The following is a 24159-nucleotide window of genomic DNA, read 5'->3' as shown; positions in this document are numbered from 1 at the left end:
GGCCGGAGCCGGAGCCGCCGGGGCGGCGGCCGGGGCCGCGCCCGCCTCGCCGATGACCGCCAGCTTGGCGCCGACCTCGGCGGTCTCGTCCTCGGCGACCACGATCTCCAGCAGCGTGCCCGAGGCGGGCGCCGGGATCTCGGTGTCGACCTTGTCGGTCGAGACCTCCAGCAGCGGCTCGTCGGCCGTGACGCTGTCGCCGATGGCCTTCAGCCAGCGGGTGACGGTGCCCTCGGTGACGGACTCGCCGAGCGCGGGCAGCACCACATCGGTGCCGGACGCCGGGACGGCGGCCGGAACCGCCACGGGAGCCGGAGCGGCGGGCGCCGCGGGGGCGGCCGGGGCCTCGGCGACGGGCGCCGGGGTGACGGGCGCCGGAGCGGCGGGGACCGGCTCGGCCACAGGGGCCGGAGCGGCGACCGGGGCCGGAGCCGCGACCGGAGCCGGGGCGGGCTCGGCCGCCGGTGCCGGGGTCGCGGCCGGGGCGCCGGAACCGTCGTCGATCAGCGCCAGCTCGGCGCCGACCTCGACGGTCTCGTCCTCGGCCACCTTGATGGAGGCGAGGACACCGGAGACGGGCGAGGGGATCTCGGTGTCGACCTTGTCGGTCGACACCTCCAGCAGCGGCTCGTCGGCCTCGACGCGCTCGCCCTCGGCCTTCAGCCAGCGGGTGACAGTGCCCTCGGTGACGCTCTCGCCGAGCGCCGGAAGGGTTACGGAAACCGCCATGGTTTCGGTTGCTCCTTACGAATTGCGGAAGTCTGTGTCGTCGCGCCCGGGGGCTGTCAGTCGTGCGAGTGCAGCGGCTTGCCGGCCAGGGCCAGGTGGGCCTCGCCGAGCGCCTCGTTCTGCGTCGGGTGGGCGTGGATGAGCTGGGCCACCTCGGCCGGCAGCGCCTCCCAGTTGTAGATCAGCTGGGCCTCGCCGACCTGCTCGCCCATACGGTCGCCGACCATGTGCACGCCGACCACCGCACCATCCTTGACCTGGACGAGCTTGATCTCGCCGGCGGTCTTCAGGATCTTGCTCTTGCCGTTGCCCGCCAGGTTGTACTTCAGAGCGACGACCTTGTCCGCGCCGTAGATCTCCTTGGCCTTGGCCTCGGTGATGCCGACGGAGGCGACCTCCGGGTGGCAGTACGTCACCCGCGGCACCCCGTCGTAGTCGATCGGGACGACCTTCAGGCCGGCGAGCCGCTCCGCGACCAGGATGCCCTCGGCGAAGCCGACGTGCGCGAGCTGGAGCGTCGGGACCAGGTCACCGACGGCGGAGACGGTCGGCACGTTCGTCCGCAGGTATTCGTCGGCGAGGACATAGCCGCGGTCCATGGCGACCCCGGCCTCCTCGTAGCCCAGGCCCTGCGAGACCGGGCCGCGGCCGACGGCGACGAGCAGCACCTCGGCCTCGAACTCCTTGCCGTCGGCCAGCGTCACCTTCACGCCGTCGGCGGTGTACTCGGCCTTCGAGAAGAAGGTGCCGAGGTTGAACTTGATGCCCCGCTTGCGGAACGCGCGCTCCAGCAGCTTCGAGGAGTTCTCGTCCTCGACCGGGACCAGGTGCTTCAGGCCCTCGATGACGGTCACGTCGGTGCCGAAGGACTTCCACGCGGAGGCGAACTCGACGCCGATGACACCGCCGCCGAGCACGATCGCCGACTTCGGCACCCGGTCCAGTACCAGCGCGTGGTCGGAGGAGATGATGCGGTTGCCGTCGATCTCCAGGCCCGGCAGCGACTTCGGCACGGAGCCGGTCGCGAGCAGGATGTGGCGCCCCTGGATCCGCTGGCCGTTCACATCCACGGAGGTCGGGGAGGACAGCCGGCCCGAGCCCTCGATGTAGGTCACCTTGCGGGACGCGATCAGTCCCTGGAGGCCCTTGTACAGGCCCGAGACGACGTCGTCCTTGTACTTGTGGACACCCGCTACGTCGATGCCCTCGAAGGTCGTCTTGACGCCGAACTGCTCGCTCTCGCGAGCCTGGTCGGCGATCTCGCCCGCGTGCAGCAGGGCCTTGGTGGGGATGCAACCCCGGTGCAGGCAGGTGCCGCCGACCTTGTCCTTCTCGATCAGGGCGACGTCCAGGCCCAGCTGAGCCCCGCGCAGTGCCGCGGCGTACCCGCCGCTGCCACCGCCGAGGATCACTAGGTCGAAAACGGTGCTGGCGTCGTTCGCCACGTCACGTCCTCCATGCATGTGCGCCACGCCGGTCTCCGCTGACCGGTCGGCGGCTGGTGTCCGGCCGCTCTTTTGCCTTCGGCCCTGGAAAGGGGGCCCTGTCCTGCCGTCGCCCATCTTCGCACTTGTCACGCCCGGAGGAGACGCGGGGCAATGGTGTGAGACACCACACCCCGCGTCTCGGCTCCCGCGCCCCGAAGGGGCGCGGGGAACTGCGCGACCAGCCACATACAGCCCGTACTCGCCGCATAACAGCACCAACCGAGCTAGAAGGCGAACATCACCCCAGATCCCCCGAAGCCGCCAGCTCGGCCAGCCGCACCAGCGTCCGCACCGACGACCCCGTCCCGCCCTTGGGCGTGTACCCGAACGGCCCGCCCTCGTTGAACGCGGGCCCGGCGATGTCGAGGTGCGCCCACGTGATCCCCTCGCCGACGAACTCCCGCAGGAAGAGCCCGGCCACCAGCCCGCCCCCCATCCGCTCGCCCATGTTCGCGAGGTCGGCGGTCGGGGAGTCCATCCCCTTGCGCAGGTGGTCGGGGAGCGGCATCGGCCAGGACGCCTCCCCGACCGACTCGGCCGCGTCCACGATCGCCGCGCGGAACGCGTCGTCGTTGCCCATCACACCGAAGGTGCGGTTGCCCAGCGCCAGCACCATCGCGCCGGTGAGCGTCGCCACGTCCACGATCGCGTCCGGCTTCTCCTGCGACGCCGCCCACAGCGCGTCGGCGAGCACGAGACGGCCCTCGGCGTCGGTGTTGAGCACCTCCACCGTCTTGCCGCTGTACATCCGCAGCACATCGCCCGGCCGGGTCGCCGAGCCCGAGGGCATGTTCTCGGCCAGCGCCAGCCAGCCGGTGACATTGACCTTCAGACCGAGCCGCGCGGCGGCGACCACCGCGGCGAACACGGCCGCGGCCCCGCTCATGTCGCACTTCATCGTCTCGTTGTGACCGGCCGGCTTCAGCGAGATGCCGCCCGAGTCATAGGTGATGCCCTTGCCGACGTACGCGAGGTGCTTGGCCGCCTCGGGGTGCGTGTACGACAGCTTCACCAGCCGCGGGGGCGCCGCCGACCCGGCGCCGACGCCCAGGATGCCGCCGTAGCCGCCCTTGGCGAGGGCCTTCTCGTCCAGCACCTGCACCTTGATGCCGTGCTCCTTGGCCGCCGCGCTCGCCACGGCCGCGAACGCCTCGGGGTCGAGATCGTTCGGCGGGGTGTTGACCAGGTCGCGGGCGCGGTTCAGCTCCCCGGCGACCGCGGCCGCCCGCTCGACGGCCGCCTTGTGGGCCTTGTCGCGGGGCTTGCCGCCCAGCAGCGCCACTTCGGCGAGGGGCCCCTTGCCGTTCTTCCCCTTGGCGTCCTTGCCGTTCTCCTTGCCGTTCTCCTTGTACGTGTCGAAGGCGTACGCGCCCAGCAGCGCGCCCTCGGCGACGGCACCGGCGTCGGCGGCGTCGGACAGCGGCAGCGCGAACCCGGCCTTCTTGGACCCGGCCAGCGCACGGGCGGCGGCGCCCGCGGCCCGGCGCAGCGCCTCGGCGCGGTAACCGGCGTCGCCGTCGGGCTCGGCGCCGAGGCCGACGGCCACCAGGAGGGGCGCCTTGAACCCGGCGGGCGCGGGCACCTTGGTCACCTCGCCCTCGGCACCCGAGGCGCCCAGGGTCTCCAGGACTCCGGCGAGCCGGCCGTCGTACGCCTGATCGACGGCCTCGGCGCCCGCCGCGACGACGGGGCCCTTCGCGCCCTTGCCGACACCGATCACGATGGCGTCGGCCCGCAGGGCGGATGCCCCGGAGGTGCTGAGAGTGAGAGCAGTCACGGTGGTGAAATCTCGCTTCCAGTGTGAAGTTTCTGCGGCCGAACGGTGTGGGCCGGCCGGGCCCGGCAGCCGATGCGCGCTGCGGCCGAAACCGGCATGAGGGTGCGGTCTCGACCGGTGTCCGCACCAGCTCGGCACATATCTGGGAGGAGCCTACGCGCGTGGCGCGGCTCGCTCATTACTGCGGGTGTTCACCCCTGGGCGGCGTCATGGCCATTTCGCGGTCCCGAAGGCCGGTGACCCGGCCCCGGTCCGGACGGCCCTCAGCCCAGCGCCAGTACGACCAGCGCGGCCGTCGCCGCCGTCTCCGCCAGCGCGCCGAACACATCCCCGGTCACCCCGCCGAAGCGGCGGACACAGCGGCGCAGCAGGAGTTCGGCGGCGGCGAGGGCGACCAGGACCGCGAGGGCCGTGCGCCAGACACCGTCCGCGCCGAGCAGCGCGCCGCCCGCCCCGGCGGCGACGGTGACCGCCCCGGCCACGGCCAGCGCGCGGGGCAGCGGTACGACCCCGGCGACCGCCGCGCCCAGGCCCTCGGGGCGGGCGGGGGGTACGCCGGTGCGGGCGGCCAGGGTGAGGGCGAGCCGGGCGACGGCCGCCGAGACGACGGCGGCGAGGGCACCCCGGGTCCAGGAGCCGCCGTAGCTCTGCGCCAGCGCGGCCACCTGGGCGAGCAGGACGAGGACCAGGGTGAGCACGCCGAACGGGCCGATGTCCGACCGCTTCATGACGCGCAGCGCGTCGGCGGCGGGCTTGCCGCTGCCCAGCCCGTCGGCGGTGTCGGCGAGGCCGTCCAGGTGCAGGCCCCGGGTGAGGACGGCGGGGACGGCGACGGAGGCGACGGCCGCCAGCAGCGGGTCCGCGCCGAGGAGGAGGAACAGCAGCCCGAGCGCGGCGGCACCGCCCCCGACCACCACCCCGGCCAGGGGCGCCCACAGCATGCCGCCGCGCGCCGCGTCCCGGTCCCAGCGGACCACCCGTACCGGCAGCACGGTGAGCGTGCCGAAGGCGAAGCGGAGGCCGGGGGCGCCGGGGGCGCCGGGGGCGCCGGGGGGGTCGTGGGGGGTGGTGGGGTTCTCGGGCATTCGGGCAGCGTACGGGACGCCGTGGGCGGTCAAATCCTGACAAATCGCGTAAGAATCAAGGCATGGGGACGTGGTGGGACCGCAATATCGTCGAGCCGGGCAAGCTCCCCCTGCTGCTCGCCCTGACCGCGTTCGTGCTCACCTTCCTGATCACGCGGCTGATCACCCGGCTGATCCGGGCCGGGAAGGGGCCGTTCGGGAACGTCAAGGCGGGCGGGCTGCACATCCACCATGTGGTGCCCGGCGTGGTGCTCACCGTCATCGGCGGGTTCTGCGCGGTGGCGGGCGGACAGCGCGGCTTCGGGTCGGCGCTCGCGGCGGTGGTCTTCGGCATCGGCGCCGGTCTGGTGCTGGACGAGTTCGCGCTGATCCTGCATCTGGACGACGTGTACTGGAGCGAGGAGGGGCGGCGCAGCGTCGAGGTGGTGGTGCTGACCGCCGCGCTCGTCGGGCTGCTGCTGCTCGGCTACTCGCCCTTCGGGGTCAACGGGCTGGACCAGCAGGATCTCCAGAACCGGGGCACGGTCATCGGCACGATCGCGCTGAACTTCCTGCTCTCCCTGATCGCCCTCGCCAAGGGCAAGGCACGGCTCGCGATCTTCGGAGTGATCATCCCGTTCCTGGCCCTGTTCGGCGCGGTCCGGCTGGCCCGGCCCGCCTCACCGTGGGCCAGGCGGATGTACCGGCGCCGCCCGCGCGCCCGCGCCAGATCCCGGCTGCGCGCCTACCACCACGACCGGCGCTGGTCCGGCCCCAGCCGCCGGATTCAGGACTGGATCGGCGGGGCCCCCGACGACCCCGAACCGGCCCGTGCCCCGCTCCGCCGCTGACGCAGCGCCGACAGCGCGCACAGCACCAGCGTCACGGCGATCGCCGCCAGATGCTCCTTGCCGGCCATGTTGTCCTTGATCAGCGTCTCGCCGGCCAGCGCCACGATCACCAGGGCGACGGTCCCGTACGCCCGGTAGCGCCAGGCGACGTACACCGCGAGGCCGACCACCGCCGCCGACGGCCCGGTGTCCAGGACCTGCGCGTCGGACGCCGGGAGCCCGAACGGCCCACCGGGACCCACGGCGATCCCGATCCGGGCGTACAGCGTCCCGGCGAGCGTGGCGGCATAGGCGACGGCGAGGGTGAGGCCCCGCCCGATACAGATCTCCGCGATCCCGAACATGAACAGGATCTGCGCCAGCGCGCCCCACACGGGCAGATCGAGGGCCGGTACGAAGAGGGAGAGCGGCGTGCGGAGCAGCGCGAGCCACAGCGGCTCGTCGGCCCGTACGGCGCCCACGTCCGCCACGACGTCATGGCCCCAGGACTGCTGGTCCACGACATGCAGCACGGCGCTCAGCAGCACCGCGCCCAGCGTCATGGCGACCGCCCGCCACCCGCGCCGACGCAGCCCCGCCCGCACGGTGGCGTACAACGCCCCCCACTCGGCACGGGCCCAGCGAGCGAGGGGCCTCACGGTGATGTCCATCTCGGGGAATTGTGCCGAGTCTGGGGGGTTTGTGCATGGCTGGGGGTGCCGGTAACGCCCGGAGCTTTGCTCGGCTGGTCGGTCAGCGGGTTGCCCCGCCGTCCGGTTGCCTGGCCGTTCGGTCAATAGGCCGCTCGGTGCCTGGCTGCCCGGTCAGTAAGCCGCTCGGTCGCCTGGCTGCCCGGTCAGCGAGCCGCTCGATTGCCGACCAATCGATTACGGGGCTGCTCGATTACGGGGCTGCTCGATTACGGGGCTACTCGGCCGCCGTGCCCTTGTCGCCCGTCTCCTCCTGGCCGACGGGCGTCCCGACCGCAGCCTTCGCCTCCCCGGCCTTCGCCTCCCCGGCCTTCCCTTCCCCGAGGGTCTCCTCGCCGGGGGTCGCCTCCGCAGCCGTTCCCCCGGCCGCAGGCCCCTCCCCGGCCGCCGCGTCCCCGGCCTTCGCCTCCCCGTCCCGCTCCGGCAGCTCCGCCGCCAGTGCCGCCGCGCCCCGTACCAGCGGGAGTGCCAGCAGCGCGCCGGCCCCCTCTCCCACCGACAGCCCCTGGGTCAGCAGCGGCTCCAGCGCCATCCGGTCCAGCGCCTTGGCCTGACCCGGCTCCCCGCTGTCGTGCCCCGCCAGCCACCAGTCCGGCGCCCGGAACGCGATCCGCTGCCCGACCAGCGCGCACGCCGCCGACACCACACCGTCGAGGATCACCGGCGTCTTGCGCACCGCGCACTGGAGCAGGAACCCGGTCATCGCCGCGAAGTCCGCCCCGCCGACGGTCGCCAGCAGCTGCAACTGCTCCCCGAGCACCGGCCGGGCCCGGCGCAGCGAGTCCCGGATCGCCGCGCACTTGCGCATCCACGCCAGGTCGTCGATCGCGAGCCCGCCCCGCCCGGTCACCACCGACGCGTCCGTCCCGCACAGCGCCGCGACCAGCACCCCGGCGACCGTGGTCCCGCCCACGCTCACATCGCCGAGCACCAGCAGATCCGTACCGGAGTCGGCCTCCTCGTCGGCCACCGCGACCCCGGCGCGGAAGGCGGCCTCCGCCTCGTCAAGGGTCAGCGCGTCCTCGATGTCGATCCGCCCGCTGCCGCGCCGCACCCGGTGCCGTACGACATCGGCCGGCAGCGACTCGGGGTCGCAGTCGAGGGACAGGTCGACGACCCGCACCGGCACCTCGGCCCGCCGGGCGAGCACCGACACCGGCCGGCCGCCCGCCAGCACCTCGCGCACCAGGGTCGCGGCGCTGCCCGCGGGCCGGGCGGAGACGCCCAGTCCGGCGATCCCGTGATCACCGGCGAACAGCACCGCCTTGGGCCGCTCGACCGGCCGCACCGGGACCACGCCCTGCGCGGCGGCCAGCCATTCACCCAGCTCGTCCAGGCGCCCCAGGGACCCGGGCGGCACGCTCCGGCGCTCCCGGTACGCCTCGGCGTCCCGGCGCACCCCTCCGTCGGGGCGCTCGATCAGATCGGTGAAGTCGTCGAGATTCAGCGCGCTCATTCGCCGAACAGTACCGGCCCCGCAGGGACGGAACGGAGCCGCGATCGGCACCACGTCAGCGGAGCGTCGTTGCACCCGGGATGACGATCCCATACGTTCCGGTATGCAAGGAATTGCCGCACATAAACCGCACATAAAGGTCCCTCGTAATGGACTCCAGGGAGCCCCAGATGTCCCCGCCACCGCTTCCACCCCCCTCACCCCCCTCACCCCCGGTATTCGCGTCATCGGCCCCGGCGACCGCGCGGCGCCGTGCCGCCTACGCCGCCGAACTGGCCCTGGGCACCGACCGTTTCCACGAGCCGCGCCGCGAGGACTGCCCCTGGTGCGGGTCGGTGAGCCTGCGGGTCCGGCTCACCGCGCCCGACCTGGTGCAGGGCAAGCCGGGCCGGTTCACGCTCGACGAGTGCCGGGACTGCGGCCACGTCTTCCAGAACCCCCGGCTGACCCCCGAGGGCCTGTCCTTCTACCACTGGGACGCCGCCGAGTCCCGCCCCGACGCCCCGGCCCGCTCCCGCCGCCGGCTGCGCGCCACCGCCCGCGCGCTGCTGGGCGTCCCCGAGCCGGAGAGCTGGCTGGACGTCGGCACGGGCGCCGGCGACTTCCCGGACGCCGCCCGCGAACTCTTCCCGTACACGGCCTTCGACGGCCTGGACGCCGGCCCGCGGGTGGTACGGGCCCGGGAGGCGGGCCGGATCGAGGAGGCCCACATCGGCCGGCTGACCGCCCCGGCGACGGCGGCCCGGCTGCGCGCCCGCTACGACGTCGTCAGCCTGCTCCACCACCTGGAGCGCACCCCCGACCCCCGCGCGGAACTCGCCGCCGCGCTGACCACCCTGCGCCCCGGCGGCCATCTGCTGCTGGAGGTGACGGACCCGCACAGCGCGTACGCCGCGCTGCTCGGCAAGTGGTGGCTGCCGCACACCCAGCCGCACCATCTGCATCTGCTCCCGGCGGCCAACCTCCGGGCGGAGCTGGAGTCCCAGGGCTGCGCGGTCCTCACCACGGACCGCCGCGCGGCGCACACCCCCTACGACCTCACGGCCGCGGCGACCCTCCTGCTGACCCGGGCCCTGCCGTCCCCGGACGTCCCCTGGCGGGCGGCGCCCCCCACACCGGGACAGCTCAGGGCACGCAGCGCGCTGACCCGCCTCACCGGCCCCGTGTGCGCCACGGCCAGGGCACTGGACCACTGCCTGGCCCCGGCACTGCGCCGCACGCCGTTCTCCAACACGTACCGGATCATCGCGCGCAAGAGCCGGTAGCCGACCCGCCACCACCGATCCGCCACCCAGGGCCGCCACTCAGGACCGCCACTCAGGGCCGCAGCACGACCACCTGCCCCGCCACCACCAGCAACACCTGCTCGCACTCCCCGGCGACCGCCGCGTTCAGCCGCCCCAGCTCGTCCCGGTAGCGCCGCCCGGACGCCGTGGCCGGGACGATCCCCGACCCCACTTCGTTGGACACGACGACCACCACCCGCCGGGTCGCCCGCACCGCCCCCACCAACTCCCGCACCCGCTCCCGCAGCGCCCTCTCGCCCCCGTCCGCCCACTGGGCGTCGTCCCACGCCTCCACGGTGTCCATGGCGTCGGTCAGCCACAGCGACAGACAGTCGACCAGCAGCGGCGGCCCCTCCTGGGCCAGCAGCGGCACGAGGTCGCAGGTCTCCACGGTCCGCCACGACCCCGGCCGCCGCTCCCGGTGCAGACCGACCCGCGCCGCCCACTCACCGTCCCCGCCCCGCGTCCCCCCGGTCGCCGCGTACACCACGTCCGGGAACGATTCCAGCCGCCGCTCCGCCTCCACCGACTTCCCCGACCGCGCCCCGCCCAGCACCAGCGTCCGCCGCGGCACATCCGGTACGTCCTCGTAGGCGCCCACCGCCAGCGTCGTCCCGTCCGGCACCGCCCGCGCCCCGGCCGCCGCCAGCCGCCGGCGCAGCTCCCGCCCCGGCGGCACGTCATGGTCCAGATGGACGGCGATGACATCGGTGGTGGGCCCGACCGCCCCCACCGCCCGCAGCCGCGCCAGCGCGTCCGGCCGCCCGGTCACATCCGCCAGCACCATGTCGTACGGCTCCGGCGCCCCGTTTCCCTCCTCCAGCCCGGCGGGCGCGCCCCCCGGCGGCAGATACAGCAGCCGTGTGCCGTCCGCCCCCGTCACCGCGTAGCCCGTGCCCGGCGCGTCCATCGCCACCGCCCGCACCCGATGCCCGGTCAGCAACGCCAGCTCGCGCCCGTCCGGGACCCGGCCCGGCTGCGGCAGCCCGGCGGGCACCTCGACCGGCGGCCCGTCGTGCGGATGCGACAGCAGCACCTGCCGCACACCCCCCAGCGACCGCCCCGCACGCGCCGCCGAGAACGCCGCACCCGGCGTCAGATCCAGCAGCAGCGTCCCGTCCACCAGCAACGCGGTGGCGGCCCGGGCGCCCGGCCCCACAGCGCCGGCGCAGTGGGCACAGGAACAACCGGGGCGAGGCATCCCCGAGGGAGCACCGGTACCGAGCAAAGTAACTTCCACCCCCCGATTTTCCCCGCCCCCACCCCACCCCGCCCACCGGGACCCCCCGCCCCCGCCCGCACAGACCCTCAGCGGCGGCGCACCCGGCTCACCGGGCGCGGCTACCGCCGGTCTCCGGCTCGGCGCACCCGGGCTGCCCGCCGCGCGCCCCCGGGGCGTACGGCGCCGCACGGCTGCTGTGGGCCGCCCGGGATCGGAGCCTCCCGCCTACCCGCGATAGCCGTACCCGGGCTGCCGGGAGGGGTGCCGCAGGCCCGGTCGAATGGGATACCTGACCGGTCCGGGCCGGCGCGAAAGGCTTCCCGGACCACCTCGTCGGCTGCCCCGGCCCGTCGGGAGCGGGTCGCCCCGGCCCGCCCTGGTCGGCGTACCAAGGGCCGCCCGCGGCGACGTATCCGGGCCGCACAGGACGGACGGCCGCCCGCCCCGGCCCACCGGCCTGCCCCCAACCCCCCACCCCCTGTGACCAATCCCCTCCGGTCCGCGACCCCCCGCCCCCCGACCGCTTAGGCTCGGGGCGGGGTCGGATCAAGATCTGGCCCGGCTCTGCACGCGCTGACATCAGGGAGGCCCGTATGGCGGCATGGACGTGGCGGTTCGAGAAGGCCGACGGGACGGAGGTGCAGCCCGCTGTGGTTCCGGAGGAGTTCACCACGCAGGGGGACGCCGAGTCCTGGATCGGTGAGTACTGGAAGGAACTGCTCGCGGGCGGTACGGACCAGGTGCGGCTCTTCGAGGACCTCACGGAGATCTACGGGCCGATGAGCCTGCACGCCGCCGCCGAGGCGTGACCGGGGGAGGGGCGGGGCCACTCACCGCCCCTCCACCCCCGTCGAGGGGCGGGGCCACCCACGGCCCCTCCACCCCCGTCGGCTCACTGGTGGCCGAGTGTGACGTCCGCCTTCTGCTCGGTGCCGTCGCGGGTGAAGGTCACCGAGGTCCTGTCGCCGGGGCTGTCCGCCGCCAGCGCCTCCGAGAGGGACGTGATCGTGGTGATGGTGACGTCCCCGAGCCGGGTGATGATGTCCCCGGCCCGGAGCCCGGCCTTGGCGGCGGCGCCGCCGTTCTCCACGGACACGATCGCCACCCCGGCTGGCTGGAAGTCGCTGTCGACCACGGTCCGCCCGACGATGCCGAGCGCGGCCCGCCCCGAGTCGGTGACCCGCCCCTCCTTGATGATCTGGTCGGCGACCGTCGTCACCATGGACGACGGGATGGCGAACCCGATACCGGGCGCTGCGCTGCCCCCGAGGTCGGGATCGGTGGCGGCCAGCGTGGGAATGCCGATGACCTCGCTGTCGAGGTCGACGAGCGCGCCCCCGCTGTTGCCCGGGTTGATCGCCGCCGAGGTCTGGATCATGTTGGCGATGGTGGCGCCCGTACCGCCCCCCGACTGGCTCTCGCTGACGGTCCGCCCGGTCGCCGAGACGATGCCTTGCGTCACGCTCGACGACAGCCCCAGCGGTGAGCCCATCGCCAGCACGATGTCACCGACCTGCACCTTCGAGGAGTCGGCGAACTTCGCCGCCTTCAGCCCGTCCGGCACCGAATCCAGCTTGATCACCGCCAGATCCTGCTCGGGGTAGGCGTACACCAGCTTCGCGGTCAGCGGCTGCTCGTTGTTGGCGGTCGTGACCGCGAAGGACGTCTCACTGCCCACGACATGGGCGTTGGTGACGACATGGCCCTTGTCGTCGTAGAGCACACCGGAGCCCAGATCATTGGCGGCCTGGATCTGCACCACCGACGGCAGTACGTCCTTGATGACCCTCAGATAGTCGTTCTGGAGATCGCTGGTGGCCTTGGGCGCGGAAGCCTGCGCGGTGTCCGAAGTGTCCTCCGCCTCCGCCCCCGACCCCGAGCAACCGGCGACGAGCGCGAGACAGCACGAGAGTGCGACGACCAGCCCGGCAGGCCGCGGCACACGGAATCGGGAAGCGTCCATGCCCCGAGTCTCACGGCGCCGACCCCCGAGGGCCCGCCGTAGTCACCCGAACGGGCACCCGCCCACCGGCCCCTGCCGGACGGCGAGTCAGTCCCGTACCCCGCAAAGATGCAGCAGCGCCGCCACCCCGCGGTACGGGTCCGTGCGGCCCGCCCGCTCCTCCGCGGCCAGCAGATTCTCCATGTCCCGGGGGTCCGGGGGCAGCTCGGCGTCGTCGGCGGCCCGGTCGGTGAACAGCCGCACGCCGTACCAGGCGCGCAGCGGGGCACCGATGCCCGCCAGGGTGCTGGCCAGCGCCGAGCGGCGGTCCGCGCGGACGTCCAGGCCCAGCCGGTTGCGATACGTGGTCGTGTCGAAGGCGGCCAGCGCGGTGGCCCAGTCACCGGCCAGCCCCGCCCGCAGGGCCAGCGCGTCGCCGTTGCGGACCAGCAGGGAGAGCAGCCCGCCCGGGGCCATCACCCGGGCCAGCCCGGCCAGCAGCGGGTCGGGCTCCTCGACGTACATCAGCACCCCGTGGCACAGCACCACGTCGAAACTGCCCGGCAGGAAGTGCACCCCGGTGTCCCGGCCGTCGCCCTGCACGATCCGCATCCGCTCCCGGATGCCCTCGGGCTCCGCGGCCAGCGCCGACCGCGCCGCCGCGATCATCGTGGCGTCCTGCTCGACGCCCGTCACCTGATGCCCGGCGCGGGCCAGCCGCAGCGACTGCGTGCCCTGCCCCATCCCCACGTCGAGCACCCGCAGCCGCCGCCCGACCGGGAACCGCCCGGCTATCTGCTCATCGAGCTGCCGGGCCACCAGCTCCTGCCGTACGACATCACGCAGCCCGCCGAGCATGCCCAGCCAGGCGCGCGCCGCACCCCCGGGGAACGACGCTGCGCTCAGGGCCGCTCTCCGCGCTTGACCTGCGGCTTCGGCAGCCGGAGCCGGCGCATCTGGAGCGCGCGCATCAGGGCGTAGGCGACCGCGCCCCGGCGGTTCTCGTCCGGGAAGCGCTCGGCCAGCAGCTTCTTCAGCCGGAAGCCGGTGACGAACGCGTCCAGCACGATCAGCACGATCACCACCAGCCACAGCAGCAGCGCGATGGACTGGAGCTGGGCCACCTGGACCATGCTCAGCACCAGGATCAGCACGGCCATCGGCAGGAAGTACTCCGCGATGTTGAACCGCGAGTCGATGAAGTTACGGGCGAAGCGGCGCACCGGACCCTTGTCGCGGGCCGGGAGATAGCGCTCGTCACCCCCCGCGAGCGCCTTGCGCTGGCGCTCCATGGCGGCACGGCGCTCCTCACGCGAGCGCTTGGACGCCTCCTTGCGCGTCGTGGGCGTACTGGCCACGCTGCGGCGCTGGGACTGGGCCTCACTGCGCTTGGGCGTGGGCCTGCCCTTGGGGGCCTGCGGGTCACGGGTCTGCTGGGAGCCGGTCACCTGCGCCTGGTCGGCGGCGGTGGCCTTCTCGTCTTTGGCACGGCTACGGAACACAAAACCCAAGGGTACGGGGTACACAGGCATGGACCCCAGCCCCGGGGGGAACGATCCCGCAACACCAGTCGTCTGTAGGGGGACAGAGCGGACGTTGTGTGCGTGTCCGGACGGCCGGTGGGGGAATGGCGCACGACCTGGGGAAGAGCGTCCCCGGGTACCACCTACTCCCTACGCCGGATCGAAGGAGAACGCACTCGTCCTTGGGGAGGAGCGCATCCGACCCGGAACAGTGCGTCAATGGATGCAGGGCCCGTACTGTGGGTTCTGTCGCAGAGCTGGAGCTGTAGTCCGTCAGAAGGGGGCGCGCGAAGCCCATGAGCGGTGTCATGAAGCGTATGGGGATGATCTTCCGCGCGAAGGCGAACAAGGCCCTTGACCGGGCCGAGGACCCGCGCGAGACCCTCGATTACTCGTACCAGAAGCAGCTGGAGCTGCTCCAGAAGGTCCGCCGCGGCGTCGCGGACGTGGCCACGTCGCGCAAGCGGCTGGAATTGCAGCTCAACCAGCTCCAGAACCAGTCCGGCAAGCTGGAGGACCAGGGCCGCAAGGCGCTGGCGCTGGGCCGGGAGGACCTCGCCCGCGAGGCGCTGTCCCGCCGGGCCGCCCTCCAGCAGCAGGTCACCGACCTGGAGACCCAGCACGCCACCCTCCAGGGCGAGGAGGAGAAGCTCACCCTCGCGGCCCAGCGCCTCCAGGCCAAGGTGGACGCCTTCCGTACGAAGAAGGAGACCATCAAGGCCACCTACACGGCCGCGCAGGCCCAGACCCGGATCGGCGAGGCGTTCACCGGCATCTCCGAGGAGATGGGCGACGTCGGCCTGGCCATCCAGCGCGCCGAGGACAAGACCGCCCAGCTCCAGGCGCGGGCCGGGGCGATCGACGAACTGCTCGCCTCCGGCGCCCTGGACGACCCCACCGGCATGGCCAAGGACGACATCCAGGCCGAGCTGGACCGGCTCTCCGGTGGTACGGATGTAGAGCTGGAGTTGCAGCGCATGAAGGCGGAGCTGGCGGGAGGCTCGTCGTCCGGCCAGCAGGCCATCGAGGGCGGCGCCAACCAGTCGCAGTCCTCGTCGCAGTCCCAGCAGCAGCCGCAGGACACCCCGAGGTTCGACAAGCAGTAGCACCCCGGGGCCCACGCCGAGGAGGGCGACATGATCGTACGGATCATGGGGGAGGGACAGGTGAGGCTGGCCGACAGCCACCTCACCGATCTGAACAAGCTGGACGACGAACTTCTCGCGGAGATGGAGACCGGCGACGGCCCCGGCTTCCGCCGCACCCTGAAGGCCCTCCTCCACGAGGTCCGCTCCCTGGGTACCCCCCTCCCCGACGACGCCCTCGAACCCTCCGACCTCATCCTCCCGTCCCCGGACGCCACCCTGGACGAGGTCCGCGACCTGCTCGGCGACGACGGTCTGATCCCGGGTTGATCTTTCGCTGGTTTCTGGCTGGTGTCTGGCTGATTTCTGGGGACGCCGGTCACCCTCCAGCCCGTCCGGCGTTTGAGGACGAGGCCCCTTCAGGGCCGAAGCGGGGGTCTGGGGGCGGCAGCCCCCAGAGAGACCCGAGGTACAACGCCGCAGCCGTACTCACCGGCGTCGACCCCAGTTACCGTAAATCCCCGTGAGCACACTCCACCGCGCCGGCCGCAGGCTCCGCGCACACCCCCTGGTGCTGGACGCAGTCCTCGCCGCAGCCGTCCTGGTGTGCATGATCGCCGGTTCGTTCACCGACTCGCACGGCGACAAGGGCGTCACCTGGGGCATCCGGACGCCCGACGCGCTCGGCCTGGTCCTGATGACCCTCGGCGCCTGCGCCCTCGTCCTGCGCCGCCGCGCCCCCATGGCCGTCCTCGCCGTCACCTGCGCCCTCACGGCCGTGGAGAACGTCTCCAGCGCCGCCCGCGCCCCCGTCGCGATGGCCGCCGTCGTCGCCCTCTACACGGTCGCCGCCCGCACCGACCGCCACACCACCTGGCGGATCACCCTCATCACCACCGTCGTACTGGCCGGCTCGGCGATGCTGGCCGGGCCGCTGCCCTGGTACGCCCAGGAGAACCTCGGCATCATCGCCTGGACCGGCATTGGCGCCACCGCCGGGGACGCCGTCCGCAGCCGCCGCGCCTTCGTCGACGCCATCCGGGAACGCGCGGACCGCGCCGAACGCACCCGGGAGGAGGAGGCCCGCCGCCGGGTCGCGGAGGAACGGCTGCGCATCGCCCGCGACCTGCACGACGTCGTCGCCCACCACATCGCGCTGGTCAATGTCCAGGCCGGGGTCGCCGCCCACGTCATGGACAAGCGGCCCGACCAGGCCAAGGAGGCCCTCGCGCACGTCCGCGACGCCAGCCGCTCCGCGCTCAACGAACTGCGCGCCACCGTCGGGCTGCTGCGCCAGTCCGACGACCCCGAGGCCCCCACCGAACCCGCCCCCGGCCTCGGCCGCCTGGAGGAGCTGGCCGGCACCTTCCGCAACGCCGGGCTGACGGTCGAGGTGGCCCGCGCCGACCAGGGCGTGACCCTGCCCGCCGCCGTCGACCTCGCCGCCTACCGGGTCATCCAGGAAGCCCTCACCAACGTCCAGAAACATGCCGGGACGGCCGCGAAGGCCGAGGTCAGCGTCGTCCGCGTGGGACCGGACATAGAGATCACCGTGCTGGACAGCGGATCGGGGGACAGCCTCACCCCCGCCGACGGCGGCGGCCACGGCCTGCTCGGCATGCGCGAACGCGTCTCCGCCGTACGCGGCACCCTCACCACCGGCCCCCGCTACGGCGGCGGCTTCCGCGTGCATGCGATCCTGCCGGTCAGGACCGTGAAACCCGGGGAGCCCAGATGACCGTACGCGCCACCGCCCGCCCCCGAATACCGGGAGCCCCCGGATGACCATCCGTGTGCTCCTCGCCGACGACCAGGCCCTGCTGCGCAGCGCGTTCCGGGTGCTGGTCGACTCCGAGCCGGACATGGAGGTGGTGGGGGAGGCGTCCGACGGGGCCGAGGCGGTACGGCTCGCGAAGGAGGTGCGCGCGGACGTCGTCCTGATGGACATCCGCATGCCCGGCACCGACGGTCTCGCCGCGACCCGCATGATCAGCGCCGACCCCGCCCTCGCGCACGTACGGATCGTCATCCTGACCACCTTCGAGGTGGACGACTACGTGGTGCAGTCACTGCGCGCCGGGGCCTCCGGGTTCCTCGGCAAGGGGTCCGAGCCCGATGAGCTGCTCACCGCCATCCGGCTGGCCGCCGACGGGGAGGCGCTGCTGTCCCCGGCCGCCACCAAGGGCCTGATCGCCCGCTTCCTCGCCCAGGGCGACGCCTCCGGTGACCACGACCCGGCCCGTGCCGAGCGGCTCGACGCACTCACCGGACGTGAGCGCGAGGTGCTCGTGCAGGTCGCCGGGGGCCACTCCAACGACGAGATAGCCGAACGCCTCGCGGTCAGCCCGCTCACCGTGAAAACCCATGTCAACCGGGCCATGGCCAAGCTCGGCGCCCGCGACCGCGCCCAGCTGGTGGTCATCGCGTACGAATCGGGTCTGGTCCGTCCAAGGGTGGACTGACATCCATCCGGCCCTACTGCACCCGCAGTATGCGCGGGATAAGGATCTGGACCTGGGGGCGACGGATCGGGCCTCGCCGATGGCTCAGTGTGTGGGAGTGGGCGGTCATTCCCGCCCCGGCAGACCCCAGCCCCGCCCCCGGCCACGGAAAAGAGACGCTCACCCATGTCCTGGCTGTCCAGATTCAGCCTCGCGCAACGGGCCCTGATAGGGCTGATGTCCATCATCGCGCTCGCCTTCGGGGCGATCGCGATCCCGCAGCTGAAGCAGCAGCTGCTGCCCACCATCGAACTGCCCATGGTCTCGGTCATCGCGCCGTACCAGGGCGCGTCGCCGGACGTGGTCGAGAAGCAGGTCGTCGAACCCATCGAGGACAGCCTCGAAGCGGTCGACGGCATCTCCGGCGTCACCTCCACCGCCAGCGAGGGCAACGCCGTGATCATGGCGTCCTTCGAGTACGGCCCCGACACCAAGCAGCTGGTCGCCGACGTCCAGCAGGCCGTCAACCGGGCCCGTGCCATGCTCCCGGACGAGGTGGACCCGCAGGTCGTCGCCGGATCCACGGACGACATACCCACCGTGGTCCTCGCCGTGACCTCGGACGAGGACCAGCAGGCGCTGGCCGACCGGCTCGACCGGACCGTCGTCCCGTCCCTGGAGGGCATCGACGGCGTCGGCCAGGTCACCATCGACGGCGTACGTGACCTCCAGGTCACCGTCACCCCCGACGACGCCGAACTGGCCGCCGCGGGCCTGTCCGTCCAGTCGCTCGCCCAGGCGCTCCAGGCCGGCGGCGCCACCGTCCCGGCCGGCTCCTTCGACGAGGGCGGCGCCAACCGCACCGTCCAGGTCGGCGGCGGCTTCACCTCGCTGGAGCAGATCGAGGACCTGATGGTGACCGGCGAGCCCGGCACCGACCCGGTCCGCCTCGGCACCGTCGCCGAGGTCGAGCAGCAGCAGGCCACCGCCGACTCGCTGACCCGCACCAACGGCGAGCCCAGCCTCGCCATCGCCGTCACCATGGGCCAGGACGGCAGCGCGGTCGCCATCTCCGACGAGGTCCAGGACAAGCTTCCGCAGCTGCGCGAGGACCTCGGCTCCGGCGCCGACGTCACGGTCGTCTCCGACCAGGGCCCGGCGGTGTCGAAGTCCATCCAGGGCCTGACCACCGAGGGCGCCCTCGGTCTGGTCTTCGCCGTCCTGGTGATCCTGGTCTTCCTCGCGTCGATCCGCTCCACGCTGGTCACCGCGGTCAGCATCCCGCTGTCCATCGTCCTCGCCCTGATCGTGCTGTGGACGCGCGACCTGTCGCTGAACATGCTCACCCTCGGCGCCCTGACCATCGCGATCGGCCGGGTCGTCGACGACTCGATCGTGGTCCTGGAGAACATCAAGCGCCATCTCGGCTACGGCGAGGAACGCGAGACCGCGATCATCACCGCGGTCCGCGAGGTGGCCGGAGCGGTCACCTCCTCCACCCTCACCACGGTCGCCGTGTTCCTGCCGATCGGCCTGGTCGGCGGCATGGTCGGCCAGCTGTTCGGCTCGTTCAGCCTCACCGTCACCGCCGCCCTGCTGGCATCGCTGCTGGTCTCGCTGACCGTCGTCCCGGTGCTGTCGTACTGGTTCCTGCGCGCCCCCAAGGGCACCCCCGAGGACGCCGGCGAGGCCCGCAGGCTCGCCGAGGAGAAGGAGTCCAAGAGCCGCCTCCAGCGCCTGTACGTCCCTGTCCTGCGGTTCGCCACCCGGCGTCGGCTGACCAGTGTGGCCATCGCCGTCGTGGTGCTCCTGGGCACCTTCGGCATGGCGCCGCTGCTCAAGACGAACTTCTTCGACGCGGGCGAGCAGGAGGTGCTGAGCATCCGGCAGGAGCTGCCGCCCGGCACCAGCCTCGCCGCCACCGACGCCCAGGCCGAGAAGGTCGAGGAAGTCCTCGGCCGCACCGAGGGCGTCAAGGACTACCAGGTCACCGTCGGCTCGTCCGGCTTCATGGCGGCCTTCGGCGGCGGCACCGACACCAACCAGGCGAACTACTCCGTGATGCTGGAGGAGTCCGCCACCTACGAGGACGTCGAGCAGCGCATCGACGACGGGCTCAGGGAACTGGACGGCATCGGCACCACGACCATCGCGGCCGGTGACGGCTTCGGCAGCCAGGACCTCAGCGTGGTCGTCAAGGCCGCCGACGCGGAGGTCCTGCGCACCGCCGCCGAGCAGGTCCGCGAGGCGGTCGCGAAGCTCGACGACGTCACCGACGTCACCAGCGATCTGGCGCAGAGCGTGCCGCGGATTTCCGTGCAGGCCAACGACCGCGCGGCCGAGGCCGGTTTCACCGACCAGAGTCTCGGCGCGGCCGTCGCCCAGGCGGTCCGCGGCACCACCGCCGCCCAGGCCACCCTGGACGACACCGAGCGGGACATCGTCATCAAGTCGGCGCAGCCCGCCACGACCCTCGCCGAGCTGAAGGCGCTGAGCCTCGGCGCGGTGAAGCTCGGTGACATCGCGACCGTCGAACTGGTCGACGGCCCGGTCTCCATGACCCGCATCGACGGCCAGCGCTCGGCGACCATCAGCGCCAAGCCGACCGCCGACAACACGGGCGCGGTCAGCGCCGAACTGAACACGGCGATCAACGACCTGGAGCTGCCGGCGGGGGCCACGGCGTCGATCGGCGGGGTCACCGAGGACCAGGGCGACGCGTTCGCCAACCTGGGCCTGGCCATGCTGGCGGCCATCGCGATCGTCTTCATGCTGCTGGTGGCGACCTTCCGTTCGCTGGTCCAGCCGCTGATCCTGCTGGTGTCCATCCCGTTCGCGGCGACCGGCGCCCTCGGCCTGCTGATCATCACCGGCACCGCGATGGGCGTCCCGGCGATGATCGGCATGCTGATGCTGATCGGCATCGTGGTCACCAACGCGATCGTGCTGATCGACCTGATCAACCAGTACCGCAGGCAGGGCCACGGGGTGGTCGAGGCCGTGATCGAGGGTGGCCGGCACCGGCTGCGCCCGATCCTGATGACGGCCCTCGCGACCATCTTCGCGCTGCTCCCGATGGCCCTGGGCATCACGGGCGAGGGCGGCTTCATCGCCCAGCCGCTGGCGGTGGTCGTCATCGGCGGTCTGATCAGCTCGACCCTGCTGACCCTGCTGCTGGTCCCGACGCTCTACGCGATGCTGGAGCTGCGCAAGGAGCGCCGGGCGAAGAAGCGGGCGGCCAAGCGGGAGAAGAAGTCCGGCAGCGGCGGCCCGGCGGCCGGTGCGGACAAGTCCCCGGAGCCCGCCGGAGTCTGACGGTCCGTCCGCTCAGCACCCCGCGATTCTCGCTCCATGGCCCCCTGTCCGGCGTGTCCGACGCCGGGCAGGGGGCCCAGCTTTTCACTTGGTCTAGTCCAAAGTCTTGACGTGCCATTCCCTCAAGCCTTAAAAGAAGCGGTGAGCGTAGTCGTTCGCACCACCTCTTTCCTTTCCCCCACTGAGCAGAGGCGAGGTTTGGCATGGGCTTCAAGATGCGCTGGAGACGTACGGCGTCGGCGGCGGCCGGCACCCTGGTGGTCGCTCTTCTGAGCGTGCTGCCCGCACAGCCCGCGGCGGCGGCCACCGGCCAGATCAGCGGCCTGGCCGGCAAGTGCGTCGACGTGGCGGCGGCCGGCACCGCCAATGGCACGGCCGTCCAGCTCTACGACTGCAACGGCACCGCCGCCCAGCAGTGGAACGTCGGCTCCGACGGCACCGTACGGGCGCTCGGCAAGTGTCTGGACGTCTCGGGCGGCTCCACCGCCGACGGCGCCGTGATCCAGCTCTGGGACTGCAACGGCTCGGGTGCCCAGCAGTGGACGGTCTCCGCCGCCCGGGACATCGTCAACCCGCAGGCGAACAAGTGCCTGGACGTCACCGGCGCCAACTCCGCCAACGGCACCCGGATCCAGTTGTGGACCTGCAACGGCACCACCGCCCAGAAGTGGACCGCCCCGGCGGCCGGCGGTGGCACCACGCCGACCGGATTCGTGGTCACCGAGGCCCAGTTCAACCAGATGTTCCCGAGCCGCAACTCCTTCTACACCTACAGCGGACTGGTCGCCGCCCTCAGCGCCTACCCGGCGTTCGCCAACACCGGCAGCGACACCGTGAAGAAGCAGGAGGCCGCCGCTTTCCTCGCCAACGTCAACCACGAGACCGGCGGACTGGTCCACATCGTGGAGCAGAACACCGCCAACTACCCGGTCTACTGCAACTGGAGCATGTCGTACGGCTGCCCGGCCGGTCAGGCCGCGTACTACGGCCGCGGCCCGATCCAGCTCAGCTGGAACTTCAACTACAAGGCCGCCGGTGACGCCCTCGGCCTCGATCTGCTGAACAACCCCTGGCTGGTGCAGAACGACGCCGCCGTCGCCTGGCGCACCGGCCTGTGGTACTGGAACACCCAGACCGGCCCCGGCACCATGACCGGCCACAACGCCATGGTCACCGGCGCCGGCTTCGGCCAGACCATCCGTTCCATCAACGGCACCCTGGAGTGCGACGGGAACAACCCCGCCCAGGTCCAGAGCCGGGTCGACAGCTACAACCGCTTCGCCGGCATCCTCGGGGTGACGCCGGGCGCCAACCTGTACTGCTGACCGGACATGACCCGAGGGGTGCCCTCCGCGACCGGAGGGCACCCCTTGAGCCAGGGAGTTGCCAGGGCGAGCAGGGCGGCTACGGCAGCGCCAGCATCCGCTCCAGCGCCAGCTTGGCGAACGCCTCGGTCTCCTGGTCGACCTCGATCCGGTTGACCAGGTTGCCCTCGGCGAGCGACTCCAGCGCCCACACCAGATGCGGCAGGTCGATCCGGTTCATGGTGGAGCAGAAGCACACCGTCCGGTCCAGGAAGGTGATCTCCTTGCCCTCGGGGGCGAAACGGTTCGCCAGCCGCCGTACCAGATTCAGCTCGGTGCCGATCGCCCACTTCGAGCCGGCCGGGGCCTTCTCCAGGGCCTTGATGATGTACTCGGTCGAGCCGACGTGATCGGCGGCGGCCACCACCTCGTGGCGGCACTCGGGGTGCACTAGGACGTTCACGCCCGGGATCCGCTCCCGTACGTCGTTGACGGAGTCGAGGCTGAAGCGGCCGTGCACCGAGCAGTGGCCGCGCCACAGGATCATCTTGGCGGCGCGCAGCTCCTCGGTGGTCAGCCCGCCGTTCGGCTTGTGCGGGTTGTAGAGCACACAGTCGTCCAGGGACATCCCCAGGTCCCGCACGGCGGTGTTGCGGCCGAGGTGCTGGTCGGGCAGGAACAGCACCTTCTCGCCCTGCGCGAAGGCCCACTCCAGGGCCCGCCGGGCATTGGACGAGGTGCAGATCGTGCCGCCGTGCTTGCCCGTGAACGCCTTGATGTCGGCGGACGAGTTCATGTACGACACCGGCACGACCTGCTCGGCCATCCCGGCCTCGGTCAGCACGTCCCAGCACTCGGCGACCTGCTCCGCGCTCGCCATGTCGGCCATCGAGCAGCCGGCGGCGAGGTCGGGCAGGACCACCTTCTGGGCGTCGGAGGTGAGGATGTCGGCCGACTCGGCCATGAAGTGCACACCGCAGAAGACGATGTACTCGGCCTCCGGCCGGGCCGCCGCGTCCCGGGCCAGCTTGAAGGAGTCGCCGGTGACATCCGCGAACTGGATGACCTCGTCGCGCTGGTAGTGATGACCGAGCACGAACACCTTGTCGCCGAGTTTCTCCTTGGCCGCGCGGGCCCGCTCGACCAGATCCGGGTCGGACGGCGAGGGCAGGTCGCCGGGGCATTCGACACCGCGCTCGCTCCTCGGGTCGGCCTCGCGGCCGAGCAGCAGCAGGGCGAGCGGGGACGGCTGTACGTCGAGATCCTGGGTCTGGGCGGTGGTCACGACACACACCCTTTCTGTTCTGCGGCATCGACTTCTCGTCGGTTTGACGCTATTTATCATAACCGCTTCACGTCAGTTTGACGATCTGCATAACGTCGATGTGACGTGAATCCCTGAACGGCGTCCGAGGACGCATACACCGCTCCCGGCCGTGTGTGCGAGCATGAAAAGGGAACGACAACAACGGCACGCGACGAAATGACGAGCGCCGGTCCGGAATGAATCCCCGGCCCCGCCGGTTGAACCGTCGGCAAGCAGTCTCCGTACAACCCGGGAGAGATGTAGATGTCCGTATCGGACGAGACCACCACCGTCACCGACGGCATCGTCCTGACCGACGCCGCCGCGGCCAAGGTCAAGGCCCTGCTCGACCAGGAAGGCCGTGACGACCTCGCCCTGCGCGTCGCCGTCCAGCCCGGCGGCTGCTCCGGCCTGCGCTACCAGCTGTTCTTCGACGAGCGTTCCCTCGACGGCGACGTCAAGAAGGACTTCGACGGCGTCAAGGTCGTCACCGACCGGATGAGCGCCCCTTACCTCGGCGGTGCCACGATCGACTTCGTGGACACCATCGAGAAGCAGGGCTTCACCATCGACAACCCGAACGCGACGGGTTCCTGCGCCTGCGGCGACTCCTTCAACTGAGCCGCCCGGCGAGTTCCGGCGTACGGAAAGAGAAGGCGGCGGCCACCGGTATCGGGTGGCC

21 protein-coding genes are annotated in these 24159 nt (G+C 72.2%); 10 read left to right on the top strand and 11 right to left on the bottom strand.

Features of this window, described 5'->3' with window-relative positions:
• The 4 genes from ACFRFC_RS37900 to ACFRFC_RS37885 form a co-directional block, all read right to left on the bottom strand.
• Positions 1 to 729: biotin/lipoyl-containing protein (locus ACFRFC_RS37900; RefSeq protein WP_383112702.1), on the bottom strand; the 729-nt coding region annotated here is incomplete at its 3' end.
• Positions 730 to 785: 56 nt separating this feature from the next.
• Complete coding sequence (gene lpdA / locus ACFRFC_RS37895; protein ID WP_382693619.1) at positions 786 to 2174, bottom strand: dihydrolipoyl dehydrogenase; 1389 nt, start codon at positions 2172 to 2174, stop codon at positions 786 to 788.
• Positions 2175 to 2454: 280 nt separating this feature from the next.
• Complete coding sequence (locus ACFRFC_RS37890; RefSeq protein WP_382693618.1) at positions 2455 to 3993, bottom strand: leucyl aminopeptidase; 1539 nt, start codon at positions 3991 to 3993, stop codon at positions 2455 to 2457.
• Positions 3994 to 4256: 263 nt separating this feature from the next.
• Positions 4257 to 5078: an adenosylcobinamide-GDP ribazoletransferase gene (locus ACFRFC_RS37885; protein ID WP_382693616.1), complete on the bottom strand. Its 822-nt coding sequence runs from the start codon at positions 5076 to 5078 to the stop codon at positions 4257 to 4259.
• A gap of 62 nt (positions 5079 to 5140) precedes the next feature.
• Here ACFRFC_RS37885 and ACFRFC_RS37880 point away from each other — a divergent pair, with 62 nt between their 5' ends.
• Positions 5141 to 5908: a hypothetical protein gene (locus tag ACFRFC_RS37880; protein WP_382693614.1), complete on the top strand. Its 768-nt coding sequence runs from the start codon at positions 5141 to 5143 to the stop codon at positions 5906 to 5908.
• On the opposite strand, the gene ACFRFC_RS37875 is transcribed toward ACFRFC_RS37880, so the two are convergent.
• Both ACFRFC_RS37875 and cobT read right to left on the bottom strand, forming a co-directional pair.
• Complete coding sequence (locus tag ACFRFC_RS37875; protein WP_382693611.1) at positions 5845 to 6558, bottom strand: hypothetical protein; 714 nt, start codon at positions 6556 to 6558, stop codon at positions 5845 to 5847. The two genes, ACFRFC_RS37880 and ACFRFC_RS37875, sit on opposite strands and share 64 nt — an antisense overlap.
• Positions 6559 to 6814: 256 nt before the next feature.
• Entirely contained in the window at positions 6815 to 8053 is a 1239-nt protein-coding gene (gene cobT, locus ACFRFC_RS37870) for a nicotinate-nucleotide--dimethylbenzimidazole phosphoribosyltransferase (protein ID WP_382693608.1), read from the bottom strand.
• A gap of 170 nt (positions 8054 to 8223) precedes the next feature.
• Here cobT and ACFRFC_RS37865 point away from each other — a divergent pair, with 170 nt between their 5' ends.
• Positions 8224 to 9318, top strand: a complete 1095-nt coding sequence (locus ACFRFC_RS37865; protein WP_382693606.1) for a class I SAM-dependent methyltransferase — start codon at positions 8224 to 8226, stop codon at positions 9316 to 9318.
• 52 nt (positions 9319 to 9370) lie between these two features.
• Here ACFRFC_RS37865 and ACFRFC_RS37860 read toward each other — a convergent pair whose 3' ends face one another.
• Positions 9371 to 10579, bottom strand: coding sequence for a bifunctional adenosylcobinamide kinase/adenosylcobinamide-phosphate guanylyltransferase (locus ACFRFC_RS37860; protein ID WP_382693604.1), 1209 nt, complete (start codon positions 10577 to 10579; stop codon positions 9371 to 9373).
• A gap of 575 nt (positions 10580 to 11154) precedes the next feature.
• Here ACFRFC_RS37860 and ACFRFC_RS37855 point away from each other — a divergent pair.
• Positions 11155 to 11370, top strand: a complete 216-nt coding sequence (locus ACFRFC_RS37855; RefSeq protein WP_382693601.1) for a hypothetical protein — start codon at positions 11155 to 11157, stop codon at positions 11368 to 11370.
• An 83-nt stretch (positions 11371 to 11453) separates the two neighbouring features.
• On the opposite strand, the gene ACFRFC_RS37850 is transcribed toward ACFRFC_RS37855, so the two are convergent.
• The 3 genes from ACFRFC_RS37850 to ACFRFC_RS37840 all read right to left on the bottom strand — a co-directional run bounded on the left by ACFRFC_RS37850 (position 11454) and on the right by ACFRFC_RS37840 (position 14035).
• A complete protein-coding gene (locus ACFRFC_RS37850) occupies positions 11454 to 12524 on the bottom strand; it encodes a S1C family serine protease (RefSeq protein ID WP_382693599.1) in 1071 nt (356 codons plus the stop codon).
• Positions 12525 to 12611: 87 nt separating this feature from the next.
• On the bottom strand, positions 12612 to 13322 hold the full coding sequence (locus ACFRFC_RS37845; protein WP_382693624.1) for a class I SAM-dependent methyltransferase: 711 nt from the start codon (positions 13320 to 13322) through the stop codon (positions 12612 to 12614).
• Positions 13323 to 13405: 83 nt separating this feature from the next.
• Positions 13406 to 14035 carry a DUF3043 domain-containing protein gene (locus ACFRFC_RS37840; RefSeq protein ID WP_382693596.1) on the bottom strand — a complete coding sequence of 210 codons (630 nt, stop codon included), beginning with the start codon at positions 14033 to 14035 and terminating at the stop codon, positions 13406 to 13408.
• A 287-nt stretch (positions 14036 to 14322) separates the two neighbouring features.
• On the opposite strand from ACFRFC_RS37840, the gene ACFRFC_RS37835 reads away from it, so the two are divergent.
• From ACFRFC_RS37835 to ACFRFC_RS37810, 6 genes are all read left to right on the top strand, one after another.
• Positions 14323 to 15132, top strand: a complete 810-nt coding sequence (locus ACFRFC_RS37835) for a PspA/IM30 family protein (protein WP_382693593.1) — start codon at positions 14323 to 14325, stop codon at positions 15130 to 15132.
• Positions 15133 to 15162: 30 nt separating this feature from the next.
• Entirely contained in the window at positions 15163 to 15441 is a 279-nt protein-coding gene (locus ACFRFC_RS37830) for a hypothetical protein (RefSeq protein ID WP_382693590.1), read from the top strand.
• A gap of 193 nt (positions 15442 to 15634) precedes the next feature.
• Positions 15635 to 16849 carry a sensor histidine kinase gene (locus tag ACFRFC_RS37825; protein WP_382693588.1) on the top strand — a complete coding sequence of 405 codons (1215 nt, stop codon included), beginning with the start codon at positions 15635 to 15637 and terminating at the stop codon, positions 16847 to 16849.
• A 43-nt stretch (positions 16850 to 16892) separates the two neighbouring features.
• The gene (locus ACFRFC_RS37820) at positions 16893 to 17573 is read left to right on the top strand and encodes a response regulator (protein WP_382693585.1); all 681 of its coding nucleotides are present in this window, start codon (positions 16893 to 16895) and stop codon (positions 17571 to 17573) included.
• Positions 17574 to 17738: 165 nt separating this feature from the next.
• Positions 17739 to 20867, top strand: a complete 3129-nt coding sequence (locus ACFRFC_RS37815; RefSeq protein WP_382693582.1) for an efflux RND transporter permease subunit — start codon at positions 17739 to 17741, stop codon at positions 20865 to 20867.
• A gap of 215 nt (positions 20868 to 21082) precedes the next feature.
• Entirely contained in the window at positions 21083 to 22192 is a 1110-nt protein-coding gene (locus tag ACFRFC_RS37810) for a glycoside hydrolase family 19 protein (RefSeq protein WP_382693622.1), read from the top strand.
• A 79-nt stretch (positions 22193 to 22271) separates the two neighbouring features.
• Here ACFRFC_RS37810 and nadA read toward each other — a convergent pair whose 3' ends face one another.
• Entirely contained in the window at positions 22272 to 23456 is a 1185-nt protein-coding gene (nadA, locus tag ACFRFC_RS37805) for a quinolinate synthase NadA (protein WP_382693579.1), read from the bottom strand.
• A gap of 285 nt (positions 23457 to 23741) precedes the next feature.
• Here nadA and ACFRFC_RS37800 point away from each other — a divergent pair, with 285 nt between their 5' ends.
• Positions 23742 to 24098, top strand: coding sequence for a HesB/IscA family protein (locus ACFRFC_RS37800; RefSeq protein ID WP_382693576.1), 357 nt, complete (start codon positions 23742 to 23744; stop codon positions 24096 to 24098).
• Positions 24099 to 24159: the final 61 nt, after the last annotated feature.

The organism is Streptomyces sp. NPDC056734, from assembly GCF_042790455.1.
GTDB lineage: Bacteria > Actinomycetota > Actinomycetes > Streptomycetales > Streptomycetaceae > Streptomyces.
This window is presented reverse-complemented; position numbering and strand designations above follow the sequence as displayed.